Origin of the sequence: Microcystis sp. LEGE 00066 (assembly GCF_015207925.1) — a bacterium.
Lineage (GTDB): Bacteria > Cyanobacteriota > Cyanobacteriia > Cyanobacteriales > Microcystaceae > Microcystis > Microcystis ichthyoblabe_A.
Genome location: NZ_JADEVX010000139.1, coordinates 1 through 11,448, shown reverse-complemented (window position 1 = coordinate 11,448; position 11,448 = coordinate 1). Strand labels below are relative to the sequence as shown.

At 40.7% G+C, this 11,448-nt stretch carries 14 protein-coding genes and 1 tRNA gene; 3 read left to right on the top strand and 12 right to left on the bottom strand.

Going from position 1 to position 11,448, the window contains the following annotated elements; genetic code table 11:
• From IQ224_RS17100 to IQ224_RS17065, 8 genes are all read right to left on the bottom strand, one after another.
• Positions 1 to 2,882, bottom strand: a 2,882-nt coding sequence (locus IQ224_RS17100; RefSeq protein ID WP_194033258.1) for a tetratricopeptide repeat protein, incomplete at its 3' end; no start/stop codon positions are given.
• A gap of 125 nt (positions 2,883 to 3,007) precedes the next feature.
• Positions 3,008 to 3,229, bottom strand: a complete 222-nt coding sequence (locus IQ224_RS17095) for a type II toxin-antitoxin system HicA family toxin (protein ID WP_002800940.1) — start codon at positions 3,227 to 3,229, stop codon at positions 3,008 to 3,010.
• A complete protein-coding gene (locus tag IQ224_RS17090) occupies positions 3,219 to 3,425 on the bottom strand; it encodes a type II toxin-antitoxin system HicB family antitoxin (protein WP_002740815.1) in 207 nt (68 codons plus the stop codon). Before IQ224_RS17090 ends, IQ224_RS17095 begins: the two co-directional genes overlap by 11 nt.
• Before the next feature lie 412 nt (positions 3,426 to 3,837).
• Positions 3,838 to 4,152 (bottom strand): HigA family addiction module antitoxin, encoded by a 315-nt coding sequence (locus tag IQ224_RS17085; protein ID WP_149107562.1) that lies wholly within the window; start codon positions 4,150 to 4,152, stop codon positions 3,838 to 3,840.
• 9 nt (positions 4,153 to 4,161) lie between these two features.
• Entirely contained in the window at positions 4,162 to 4,443 is a 282-nt protein-coding gene (locus tag IQ224_RS17080) for a type II toxin-antitoxin system RelE/ParE family toxin (RefSeq protein WP_002740810.1), read from the bottom strand.
• Between the two features lie 494 nt (positions 4,444 to 4,937).
• Positions 4,938 to 5,093, bottom strand: a complete 156-nt coding sequence (locus tag IQ224_RS17075) for a hypothetical protein (protein WP_002740811.1) — start codon at positions 5,091 to 5,093, stop codon at positions 4,938 to 4,940.
• Positions 5,094 to 5,218: 125 nt separating this feature from the next.
• Entirely contained in the window at positions 5,219 to 5,440 is a 222-nt protein-coding gene (locus IQ224_RS17070) for a type II toxin-antitoxin system HicA family toxin (RefSeq protein ID WP_036399405.1), read from the bottom strand.
• Positions 5,430 to 5,636: a type II toxin-antitoxin system HicB family antitoxin gene (locus IQ224_RS17065; RefSeq protein WP_002740815.1), complete on the bottom strand. Its 207-nt coding sequence runs from the start codon at positions 5,634 to 5,636 to the stop codon at positions 5,430 to 5,432. Before IQ224_RS17065 ends, IQ224_RS17070 begins: the two co-directional genes overlap by 11 nt.
• Before the next feature lie 562 nt (positions 5,637 to 6,198).
• Between IQ224_RS17065 and IQ224_RS17060 the strand changes: the two genes are divergently transcribed.
• The gene (locus IQ224_RS17060) at positions 6,199 to 6,459 is read left to right on the top strand and encodes a hypothetical protein (RefSeq protein WP_002740817.1); all 261 of its coding nucleotides are present in this window, start codon (positions 6,199 to 6,201) and stop codon (positions 6,457 to 6,459) included.
• The gene (locus IQ224_RS17055; RefSeq protein ID WP_002740818.1) at positions 6,446 to 6,868 is read left to right on the top strand and encodes a type II toxin-antitoxin system VapC family toxin; all 423 of its coding nucleotides are present in this window, start codon (positions 6,446 to 6,448) and stop codon (positions 6,866 to 6,868) included. The genes IQ224_RS17060 and IQ224_RS17055 overlap by 14 nt, the downstream gene beginning before the upstream one ends.
• A gap of 111 nt (positions 6,869 to 6,979) precedes the next feature.
• Here the strand turns inward: IQ224_RS17055 and IQ224_RS17050 are convergent, their stop codons facing one another.
• The 4 genes from IQ224_RS17050 to IQ224_RS17035 all read right to left on the bottom strand — a co-directional run bounded on the left by IQ224_RS17050 (position 6,980) and on the right by IQ224_RS17035 (position 10,931).
• Positions 6,980 to 7,261, bottom strand: coding sequence for a hemolysin XhlA family protein (locus tag IQ224_RS17050; RefSeq protein WP_002740820.1), 282 nt, complete (start codon positions 7,259 to 7,261; stop codon positions 6,980 to 6,982).
• 180 nt (positions 7,262 to 7,441) lie between these two features.
• Entirely contained in the window at positions 7,442 to 9,964 is a 2,523-nt protein-coding gene (locus IQ224_RS17045; RefSeq protein WP_002740822.1) for a glycogen/starch/alpha-glucan phosphorylase, read from the bottom strand.
• 197 nt (positions 9,965 to 10,161) lie between these two features.
• On the bottom strand, positions 10,162 to 10,455 hold the full coding sequence (locus tag IQ224_RS17040; RefSeq protein WP_084990013.1) for an RNA-binding protein: 294 nt from the start codon (positions 10,453 to 10,455) through the stop codon (positions 10,162 to 10,164).
• A gap of 221 nt (positions 10,456 to 10,676) precedes the next feature.
• On the bottom strand, positions 10,677 to 10,931 hold the full coding sequence (locus IQ224_RS17035) for a DUF3493 domain-containing protein (RefSeq protein WP_002751490.1): 255 nt from the start codon (positions 10,929 to 10,931) through the stop codon (positions 10,677 to 10,679).
• 59 nt (positions 10,932 to 10,990) lie between these two features.
• Here IQ224_RS17035 and IQ224_RS17030 point away from each other — a divergent pair.
• Positions 10,991 to 11,062: transfer RNA gene (locus tag IQ224_RS17030), tRNA-Thr, on the top strand.
• The last annotated feature ends 386 nt before the right edge of the window (positions 11,063 to 11,448 follow it).

The following is an 11,448-nucleotide window of genomic DNA, read 5'->3' as shown; positions in this document are numbered from 1 at the left end:
GGGTTAGGGGGGATCAAACCCTCATTAGTAACAATAAACGCCATAATACTATCCCCTGAAATATACCATTCTAAGATGGCAGTTTGTTGATCAATTAAGGATTGAATCTCACTTATAGGAATGCTTTCAACCTTTTGAGTTAAGCTAAAAGTGGGGTCTATGGGGGTTATTTCACGATCAATAAATTGTTTTAATTCTTGTTTTAAATGATTGAGGTGAGTATAGTCATTTAAGATGGGTTGTTTTTGTTCATCTGGGGTTAAAATTACTCCCCGATTGCGGGTTTGTTCTTGGATGGCTAACTGTTGTTCTTCCCCAATAATGGCACGACGAAGGCGATCTAATTCGGTAATAATAGTTTGGGGGATATTCCCTTTAGGATAGATATCTCGTTCCGTAAGCAATTGGACTAGATAGCGGGTTTTGCTACGTTCAACGTATTCTAAAGCGCGATCTTTTCGATCGAGGTTGAGATAGGATTGAACGATGCCATGATAAACATCCATTGCATCGGAGAGGATTTCTTGTTGTCGTTGGGGGTTTAAAGCTTCGAGTCTGATATTTTCTACCGCTTCGATGGCTAAATTGTAGCCTTTGATGGCGGTTTCCCAGTCTTTGATAAAGTTAGCAGTATTTCCTAAGTTTCGTCCTGTTGTTAAACACTCTACAGGAAAAGCAGTGGGGGTATATACTTTCAAAGACTGGTTTAATGCCGCAATCGCTAACTCTAGATTATTTGCCCTTTTTCCAAGAATGCGATTACTATAAGCTAACCCCAGATTATTTTGTAACCCTGCCCATTTATCAGGAAAGGCTTCACGAGTATATACTTCTAAAGACAGGTTAAAAGCTGTAATAGCTAACTCTAGATTATCTGCCCTTTCCTCAAGAATACGATTTCTATAAGCTTCTCCCAGATTATTTTGTGACCTTGCCCAATATTCAGGAAAAGCTTCGCGGGTATATACTTCTAATGACAGGTTATAAGCTGCAATAGCTAATTCTAGATTATCTGCCTTTTCCCCAATAATACGATATAAATAAGCATTCCCCAGATTATTTTGTGACCTTGCCCAATATTCAGGAAAAGCTTCGCGGGTATATACTTCTAATGACAGGTTATAAGCTGCAATAGCTAATTCTAGATTATCTCCCCTTTCCCTTCTGATACGATATAAATAAGCAGTGCCTAGATTATTGTGTGTTCTTGCCCAATATTCAGGAAAAGCTTCACGGGTTAAGACTTCTAAAGACAGGTTATAAGCTACAATAGCTAACTCTAGATTATCTGCCCTTTCCCCTCTGATGCGATCACAATAAGCAGTGCCTAGATTATTGTGTGTTCTTGCCCAATATTCAGGAAAAGCTTCACGGGTTAAGACTTCTAAAGACAGGTTATAAGCTACAATAGCTAACTCTAGATTATCAGCCCTTTCCCCTCTGATGCGATCACAATAAGCATTCCCCAGATTATTTTGTGACCTTGCCCAATCTTCAGGAAAAGCTTCACGGGTATATACTTCTAAAGATAGATTAAAAGCCACAATAGCTAACTCTAGATTATCTGCTTTTTTCTCTTTAATGCGATCTAGGTAAGCACTCCCCAGATTATTTTGTGTTCCTGCCCATTCATAAGGAAAAGCATCACGGGTTAATACTTCTAAAGACAGGTTATAAGCCACAATAGCTAACTCTAGATTATCTGCTTTTTCCCCTCTGATGCGCTTTCGATAAGCATTCCCCAGATTATCTTGTAACTTTGCCCAATTTTCAGGAAAGCTATCACGGGTATAGACTTCTAAAGACAGGTTATAAGCTGCGATGGCTAACTCTAGATTTAGTCCCCTTTCCCCAAGAATGCGATCATTATAAGCAGTCCCCAGATTATTTTGTGTCATTGCCCATTCATAAGGAAAAGCATCACAGGTTCTTACTTCTAAAGAGAGGTTATAAGCTGCAATAGCTAACTCCAGATTATCTGTCCTTTCCCCAAGAATGCGATCATTATAAGCAGTCCCCAGATTATTTTGTGTCACTGCCCATTCATAAGGAAAAGCATCACGGGTTAATACTTCTAAAGACAGGTTATAAGCTGCAATAGCTAACTCCAGATTATTTGTCCTTTCTCCAAGAATGCGATGATTATAAGCAGTCCCCAGATTATTTTGTGTCATTGCCCATTCATAAGGAAAAGCATCACGGGTTAATACTTCTAAAGACAGGTTATAAGCTGTGATCGTTAACTCTAAATTATCTGCCCTTTCCCCTCTAATGCGATCTAGATAAGCGTTCCCCAGATTATTCTGTAACCTTGCCCATTCATAAGGAAAGGTATCACGGGTTAATACTTCTAAAACTATGTAATAGCCTGTAATAGCAATTTCCAGATTATTAGCCCGACTTCCCAAGGGAAACTGTTGAATATGAATACATAAATATTCAATAACCCCGGCAATCCCTGCTACTTCTTCTGCCTTCCCTTGAGAAAACTCATTTCTAGCCCATTGTTGCAATAGTTGGGCAAAAGTATCATCTAACAGATGTTGACGGCGTTGTAGGATAGGATAAACCACCGTAGGATCGCTATTACTTTCTGCTTCTGCTTGTAATACTTCTGATAAAAACTCCTGATATTCCTCGATACTTCTTGCTTGAGGGTTAAGATATTGCCCCAACTGTTGCGCCATATTCCGTAACCAAGCCGTATCATTATTATTTCCTTGTTGTTCTAACCATGTTGCATAGCTTTCCATCACCTGCAAAAATTCGGGATCGATCAATTCCTGATTTGCTTGCAGAATATTATTGAGTTCCTCAACATTAGTACAAGCGAGCAACTGTTCTATTAAATTAATATAAGCTTGGGCGCGTTGTTCATTCATTGTCTGTACTGTGATTAGAATGATTGAATGAGGGACTATGATGTTTTTTAGCGGATGACTCTATGATAGGATGAGTCCCCTTGATATAGGGCGATTATGACACAGAATGCTATAGAGGATATTAACTATAAACGCTCAAACTCATCAACTCTTAATCCCGCTTGCCTTAAAATACTGCTAATTGTACCGATTGTTACCTCCTTATAACAGGGAACAATCGTTGTCATTTTTCCTTCGGGAGTATCCTTGGCAAACTTAACATGACTCCCCTTTTGACTAATAACTTCAAACCCTGCCGCTTCCAACTTGCGTTTAATCTCACGATAAGATAAAGGCTTAAGCGGCATTGATTTCTACCTCTATCTTCTGTAATCGGGGAATAACTGTTGCACAAGGCGGTTCAAAATGTAATTCTAAAGCCTCTTGCAGATTGTTTAACGCCTCGGTTTCTGTTTCCCCTTGACTAGCAACATCAACCTCTAAACATTGGGCAACAAACCAATTATCTTCTTGAAAAATTCTCGCTGTAAGTACCTGTCTCATTTTCACTTTCCTGATTGAGCTTTCCATGATTATATGTCAGGCTAGAATGACAGTCAATTAAATAATCATATAGATCATGCTTTAGACTTCTACATAAGTAGTCGTGCAAAATTAATTTCTTGGTTAGGATAGGCACTCATGCAAGAGGCAAAAGGCAAAAGCTTTATCGAAATGTGTAATTAATTTTGCTTAGGTACTTATTATTTCCTTGTTCTTCTAACCCTGTTGCATAGTTTTCCATCATTGTCTGTACTGTGATTGATGTGATTATGTGATGGACTGTGATTTTTTTTGAGAGAGACCAACCTTATAATTTAACGTGATACAATAAATATTCGTGATTGTCAAGGGGGGTCGCTGCCAAATTTGTTTGATATATTCCAAGTTTCTGCCTTAGAACATATCAAACAAATTACTTTTCTGCACAAATAACTGTCATTACAGCAACTTCTTTGTCCAATTGATCTCCTATTTCATCTTCAACAACGTCCAGATCGTAATCCATTTGTAATCCCAGCCAAAATCGCGGTGACATATCAAAATAACGAGCTAACCGAAGAGCTATATCCGCCGTGATACACCGCTTTCCGTGAACGATTTCGTTAATATATTGTTCGGGAACTCCAAGAGCCAGAGCTATTTGATTCTGACTAAGGTTCATTGGCTTGATAAATTCCTCTAAAAGAACCTCACCGGGATGAATTGGCATTAGTTTATCTTCATTCATTATTTTACCTCAATGATAATCAACGATTTCTACGTCTAGAGCATCACCGTTTTGCCAGACAAAGCAAATTCGCCATTGATCGTTAACCCGAATGCTATATTGACCTTCCCTGTCACCAACCAGACGTTCCAATCGATTTGCTGGTGGGACACGAAGATCTTGCAGGGTTTCCGCACGATTAAGCATCCGCAATTTTCGCAATGCCACTTGTTGGATATCTAATGGCAATTTACGCGAATGTTTACGTTCAAAAACTTTTTGAGCTTCTTTATCTTTAAAGTTTTGGATCACTCTCTAAACAATTTCTTATCCTACTTTTAAGTATATGACGTAAGGATGCTCCAATGGCAGAACTGGTTGGGGAACAGGCCAGACAGTGACTTCTGCGAATGCGTCTGGGGCCAAGATGACGCGACGACAAATGATCGCGGTAGCCTTCATGTTGGACATACTAACAACACCTTAGCCTATTGTCAATGTCCCCAACAGTTAAAAACGCCTCATATTCTTCTATATTTCGGCTCTTCGTTACTTGTTATGGTTCGATAGGGGGGCATAAATCAACAAAATCTTTATCTGGTAAGGGATTTAATTGATTAGTTCGCTTTAGATAAAAAACAATTGATAAAAATCGCCCAATGTCTTTCTCTATAAGGGTTCCATCCCTTATAACTCCCGTCTATTGCATAAGACAAACCGAAGAACCTATATTTCTCGCTTGAGGGTTGAGATATTGCCCAAAGTTTTGTGTTAAATCAATCTGCATGGTTATTATTGTATCCTTATTATTTTAACCCCGTTGCATAGTTTTCCATCACCTGCAAAAATTCGGGATCGATCAATTCCTGATTAGCTTGCAGGATATTGGGTTCCTCACCATCAGCACAAATGAGCAACTGTTCAATTAAATTAACATAAGCTTGGGCGTGTTGTTCATTCATTGTCTGTACTGTGATTGATGTGATTATGTGATGGACTGTGATTTTTTTTGGCGGATGACTCTATGATAGGATGAGTCCCCTTGATATAGGGCGATTATGACACAGAATGCTATAGAGGATATTAACTATAAAAGCTCAAACTCATCAACTCTTAATCCCGCTTGCCTTAAAATACTGGCAATTGTACCGATTGTTACCTCCTTATAACAGGGAACAATCGTTGTCCTTTTTCCTTCGGGAGTGTCCTTGGTAAACTTAACATGACTCCCCTTTTGACTAACAACTTCAAACCCTGCCGCTTCCAACTTGCGTTTAATCTCACGATAAGATAAAGGCTTAAGCGGCATTGATTTCTACCTCTATCTTCTGTAATCGGGGAATAACTGTTGCACAAGGCGGTTCAAAATGTAATTCTAAAGCCTCTTGCAGATTGTTTAACGCCTCGGTTTCCGTTTCCCCTTGACTAGCAACATCAACCTCTAAACATTGGGCAACAAACCAATTATCTTCTTGAAAAATTCTCGCTGTAAGTACCTGTCTCATTTTCACTTTCCTGATTGAGCTTTCCATGATTATAGGTCAGGCTAGAATGACAGTCAATTAAATAATCATATAGATCATGCTTTAGACTTCTACATAAGTAGTCGTGCAAAATTAATTTCTTGGTTAGGATAGGCACTCATGCAAGAGGCAAAAGGCAAAAGCTTTATCGAAATGTGTAATCAATTTTGCTTAGGTACTTAACAAGATTCTATACTTTATATCCCGTAACCAAGCAACAGGAGTATTATTTCCTTGTTATTCTAACCCTGTTGCATAGTCTTCCATCATTGTCTGTACTGTGATTGATGTGATTATGTGATGGACTGTGATTTTTTTTTGAGAGACCAACCCTATGATATATAGCGTTTCCTGTTCGCAAGAGGTACATTGTCGATGGTGAAAAGTTTAATCAGCAAAGGTTTCACTGTGCCACACAGGTGTGAGAAACGCTATAATGTGATACAATAAATATTCGTGATTGTCTAGGACAAAGGATAACCTAGTCATAGTTTATCGTTCAATTATTCTAATTATAGTTTAGACATTATTAAGGAGAAAGACTATGGACATCACCATCCATCTTAGCCAAGAACAAAGGGAAAAACTCGCCTACATCCAACAACATAGCGATCAGGATATCACTACCCTGCTCAATCAAGTTATTGAGCAACAATATACCAAACTACACCCGCGTAACTCAGATTCCCTTAAAGTGCTGAAAGAAAGCGGTTTTATTGGGTGTGGACAAGGTTCGCCCGATCTTTCTACTAACTATAAAACTATCCTGAAGGAAGAATGGTCAGCCAAACATGATTATAGTTGATACAGGCTTCTGGTTGGCTCTCGCCAATGAGCAAGATAATCATCATCAGCAAGCACAGCTTGTAATTCAAAGATTGCGAGAACCCCTAATAACAACCTGGTGTGTTGTCACCGAAACTTGTTACCTTTTGCTAACTCGTCTCGGTAATCATGCTCAACTGCTATTTATTCAAAATTTCTTAGCAGGTGGTTTTGAAGTATTTGAATTACAATCAAATCATGTTAGACGAATGGAACAACTCATAGACCGTTATGAAGATATACCAATGGATCTAGCTGATGCTTCATTAGTAGTATTAGCTGAAAACTTAGGACACGGGAGAATTTTAACGTCAGATCGCCGCGATTTTTCAATCTATCGCTGGCAGGATAACCATACTTTTCAAAATTTATTCTTAGAATATCCTTAATACTTGTAAATCAAATGAATAGGATTTTTGTGATTGTGTGATTGTCTAAAAACAATCTAATCATAGTCGATCATTTAATCACTCTCAATCATAGTTTAGACGGTATTGTAATTAAGGATTACCGGAAATAACAAACCTACCCACTGCCACTGAAAACCCTCCTACCGCCGTAATTAAAATACCAATTAATGTCCAAATTTGAGCCTGTTGTGAACCTTTAATCGCATTAACATCTTGCCTCAGGTTATCGATTTCCACCTTTAATACCTGTCTTTCCCCCTTAGCTTCTGTTAACTCAATTTTGATGTCTGTAACATCTTTTTGTAAATTCTCTAATTTGTGATTAATTTGAGCTAAAATTTCCCCTAGGTTTTGTTCAATTATTACTGACATTTATATTTGTCCTCATAATCAAAAAGCTCCCCCCATCATTCACCCTAAAACTCAAAATTGTTAAGCCAGTTTTTGGATAGCAAAGAATAATAAATTTTATCCTTTTCACCAAACATTTTGGGGGCTACGGTTCCAAAATTCGGGCTAGTCAAAGACTAAACCCGAACTTGACCGAGTTTTTTAATCCTCTAAACTAATCTTGACCGGATTAACTTTCCAAATCTCTTGACAATACTCCCAGATTGTGCGATCGCTAGAGAATTTGGCCATACGAACCGAGTTAAGAATCGACATCCGCGTCCACTTGTCTCGATCGCGATAAGCTTGACTTACCTGTTCCTGACAATCAGCGTAGGATTGATAATCAGCTAAAAGCATATACTGGTCATCGTAGAGGAGAGAATCAACGATCGGCCTGAATAATTCCTGGTCACCATGGCTAAAATAACCACTCTTGATTCGATCGATCACTCCCTTCAATTCGCGATTATTTTTGTAATAGCTCATCGGTTCGTAACCGTGGGCTTTCTTAGCATAAACTTCTTCTGCTGTCAAGCCAAAAAGGAAGAAATTTTCTGCCCCTGCTTCCTCGCGAATTTCGATATTAGCACCGTCCAGAGTCCCGATGGTGAGGGAGCCATTCATGGCAAACTTCATATTACCGGTTCCGGAAGCTTCCTTACCCGCCGTAGAAATCTGTTCGGAAAGATCCGCCGCCGGATAGATGCGTTGACCCAAAGAAACGTTAAAGTTAGGCAGGAAAACCAATTTTAAACGACCTCTGACATCAGGATCCTTATTGACAATTTCAGCCACAGCATTAGTTAACTTAATAATTAACTTCGCCATAAAGTAACCGGGGGCTGCCTTACCACCAAAGATAAAAGTGCGCGGCACAATATCGATCTGAGGGTTCTGTTTAATGCGATTGTAAAGGGCGATAATGTGCAGAACTGCCAGATGTTGGCGTTTGTATTCGTGAATCCGTTTTACCTGCACATCGAAAATCGAATTAACATCCACCTCGATATTGCGGGTTTTCAGCATATAAGCCGCTAAATCGGCCTTATTCGCCTGTTTAATTTCATACCAACGCTGACGGAATTCGGGATCATCAAGGTATTGTTCCAGTTTTCGCAATTCTTTCAGGTCTTTTAACCAATTATCGCCGATTTTTTCGGTAAATAGTGCCGATAATTGGGGATTGCTCAATAAAATCCACCGGCGCGGGGTGACACCATTGGTTTTATTGTAGAATTTTTCCGGCCAGAGCATGGCAAACTCTTTCAGGGTGTCTTTTTGCAGTAACTCGGTGTGTAAGGCAGCGACTCCGTTAATCGAGTGACTACCCACACAGGCTAAATTAGCCATGCGAATTTGTTTATTACCCCAACCAGCTTCTTCAACTATCGACAATTTGCCCAATAATTCCTCGTTATCGGGAAACCAAGTCCGCACATCGTCGAGGAAAAAGTGATTAATCAGGTAGATAATTTCTAGATGTCGGGGTAGCAATTTCCCGATCAGATCCGCCGACCAACGTTCTAGGGCTTCTGGCAATAGGGTATGATTGGTATAAGCGAAGGTTTTTTGGGTAATTGTCCAAGCTTTTGACCATTCTAAGCCGTTTTCATCCACTAACAAACGCATTAACTCAGCGATCGCAATGGCGGGGTGAGTATCGTTTAGTTGAATAGCGGCGGTTTCGTGGAAATTTTGCAGATTTTTGTGGCTTTTTAGGTGAATGCGAATTAAATCTTGCAGGGAAGCGGCCACAAAAAAGTATTGTTGGGCGAGACGTAATTCGCGACCGGCGGGGGTATTATCGTTGGGATAAAGGACTTTAGAAATGGTTTCCGCGTCCATTTTTTCAGCCACGGATTGATCGTATAACCCGGCGTTAAAAGCCTCAAAATTAAACGATTCACTTGCTTCTGCTTTCCAGAGACGCAAAGCATTAACCGTGTTGGTTTTGTAACCCGGGACGGGGGTATCGTGGGGAATGGCTAAAACCCGGCGTTCCGGCAGCCATTGTACCCGTTCCTGTCCCTTATCATCGTGATAGATTTCCGTCCGGCCACCCAGTTTTACTTCCACACTTTCATCGGGACGGGGTAATTCCCAAGGATTGCCGAAGCGTAGCCAGTTATCGGGGATTTCCACCTGCCAACCGTCTTGGATCATTTGATGGAAAATGCCAAATTCGTAGCGGATACCGTAACCGATGGCGGGAATTTCTAGGGAAGCGAGAGAATCAAGGAAACAAGCCGCTAAACGCCCTAAACCGCCGTTTCCTAGGCCGGGATCCGGTTCCTGTTCGATAATTTCCTCAAAATCAAGACCTAATCCCTCGATCATCTCTTTGATTAGGTCATAAATACCCAAATTAGCCAGATTATTACCTAAATACCGCCCCATGAGAAATTCGGCGGAGAAATAGCAGACGAGTTTAACTTTTTCTTGTTTGTAGGTGTCGGTGGATTTCAGAAAACGACGCAGCAGGCGATCGCGAACGGTGTAGGCAAGGGCGACATAGTAATTGTAGGGACTGGCATTAGTGCGGTTAACCCCTTGCAAATAAAATAGATTGTCCAGAAAAGCCCGTTTTAGGGTTTCGGGACTCATGCCGGTGCGATCGTCTTCAACTAAAGTGGGGCATTGAAGTGCTTCACGCCCATCAGCTAGGGTAGAGGTTGTCTCCATGGGTTTTTGTTGTCCATATATTCGGGAGTCGATCGCCGATCAGACCTGATGACGATATCCTTTATAGTTTACTTGTTACCTTTTGGAGAGACTCAGACATTTAGATTTCTATTGGTTTTGAGGGGATCAGCGATCGCAATTACCAACAAAAAAGGGTGAACCCTGTCCACCCTCCCACGATTATTCACAAAAAAAGCTTAATAGCGTTTTTTTCTGTCACCACCACCACCATTGAAGGGCGCACGCTCTTCACGATCGCGGGCTTCGTTAACTTTAATTGATCGCCCCATCCAGTCAGCGCCATCTAGTGCCTCAATCGCTTTGGCTTCCTGGGCTTTATCTTCCATTTCCACGAAGGCGAAACCGCGTTTGCGCTGTGTGTCTTTGTCAACGGGAATATGAACCCTTTTAACCTTGCCGTAGTCTTGAAAGACCTCGACCAGATCCTCTTGGGAAATCTCGTAAGAGAGATTACCAACAAAAATAGACATAATACTTGAATCCTCGAACAATACTCGAAACGGTGTGGAGACACAAAATTCAGGGAGAAGCCGAACAATACTAAAGTAAAAGACTTACCGGATTAATACTGGAAACGAACTTGAACACTAATCTTGACTCTCGCCTCGATCATAACACGAAAAGACTGGAGTTAATGTTAACTTTTATTCTCTGGGGCAAGAGACTGTTTTGGCTATCGGTGGCTACTCCCTCAACCGCCAGCTTTTTTCTCCCGACGAAATAACCAAATCATCAGGGCCACCACACCGATTTGTAGGGCAAAATTGGGTAAAGCGGTGGCTACGTCCCTGCCTGCCGCTAATTGGGCCAGAAAAACCACCGCACCAATAAAACCGGAAGCACCTAAACCGAGATAGATAAACTGCCGCAGACCTCGGTAGGGATTGGCCGCTTCCTCTTTCAAGCGGGCGTATTTTTGGGGATCGAGTCGAGGGGATTTGCTCATAAAAAAATCTTTCTAGCTTTGTATCTATTGTCCGTGATATAATCGGAAACTGGCAATGTGCCGATGTAGCTCAGTGGTAGAGTAGTTGATTCGTAATCAATTGGTCGTGGGTTCAAATCCCATCATCGGCTTGGGGTTTTACCTCCCGGAAGTTGACTAAGAAATACTGGTACAGTGGTTAAATGCCTTGGTTTTGTGGCGGCTATGGCAAAACCCCCTAATGCCTTTGCCGGGGATTTGCGGCTCTCTTGGGTTTGGTGGGTAAAATCTATTCTCAGATACATTCCCACTGGCGAGCGAATGGAACGAACCACAAAGACACAAAGATTGATCGGTCTTATATAAGTTAAACTTATCACAACAAGAGTAAGAGAGCCGATTGACTTCAATCCCACATTCCGCACCCTCAACTGTCACAGATCAAAAAAGCCATTAAAGTAGTACATAATAACTAAAATTAATTCAAAGGTTAAAAGGGTTAATGAGAATATATAGCATTAAAAGGGGTATGGAGCGA

Bases quoted from the DNA above. Each gene is read 5' to 3' on its own strand.
- IQ224_RS17035 (WP_002751490.1), bottom strand. From the start codon at position 10,931: ATGAGCAAATCCCCTCGACTCGATCCCCAAAAATACGCCCGCTTGAAA.
- IQ224_RS17050 (WP_002740820.1), bottom strand. From the start codon at position 7,261: ATGTCAGTAATAATTGAACAAAACCTAGGGGAAATTTTAGCTCAAATT.
- IQ224_RS17085 (WP_149107562.1), bottom strand. From the start codon at position 4,152: ATGAATGAAGATAAACTAATGCCAATTCATCCCGGTGAGGTTCTTTTA.
- IQ224_RS17045 (WP_002740822.1), bottom strand. From the start codon at position 9,964: ATGGAGACAACCTCTACCCTAGCTGATGGGCGTGAAGCACTTCAATGC.
- IQ224_RS17055 (WP_002740818.1), top strand. From the start codon at position 6,446: ATGATTATAGTTGATACAGGCTTCTGGTTGGCTCTCGCCAATGAGCAA.
- IQ224_RS17040 (WP_084990013.1), bottom strand. From the start codon at position 10,455: ATGTCTATTTTTGTTGGTAATCTCTCTTACGAGATTTCCCAAGAGGAT.
- IQ224_RS17065 (WP_002740815.1), bottom strand. From the start codon at position 5,636: ATGAGACAGGTACTTACAGCGAGAATTTTTCAAGAAGATAATTGGTTT.
- IQ224_RS17090 (WP_002740815.1), bottom strand. From the start codon at position 3,425: ATGAGACAGGTACTTACAGCGAGAATTTTTCAAGAAGATAATTGGTTT.
- IQ224_RS17070 (WP_036399405.1), bottom strand. From the start codon at position 5,440: ATGCCGCTTAAGCCTTTATCTTATCGTGAGATTAAACGCAAGTTGGAA.
- IQ224_RS17075 (WP_002740811.1), bottom strand. From the start codon at position 5,093: ATGAATGAACAACACGCCCAAGCTTATGTTAATTTAATTGAACAGTTG.
- IQ224_RS17060 (WP_002740817.1), top strand. From the start codon at position 6,199: ATGGACATCACCATCCATCTTAGCCAAGAACAAAGGGAAAAACTCGCC.
- IQ224_RS17095 (WP_002800940.1), bottom strand. From the start codon at position 3,229: ATGCCGCTTAAGCCTTTATCTTATCGTGAGATTAAACGCAAGTTGGAA.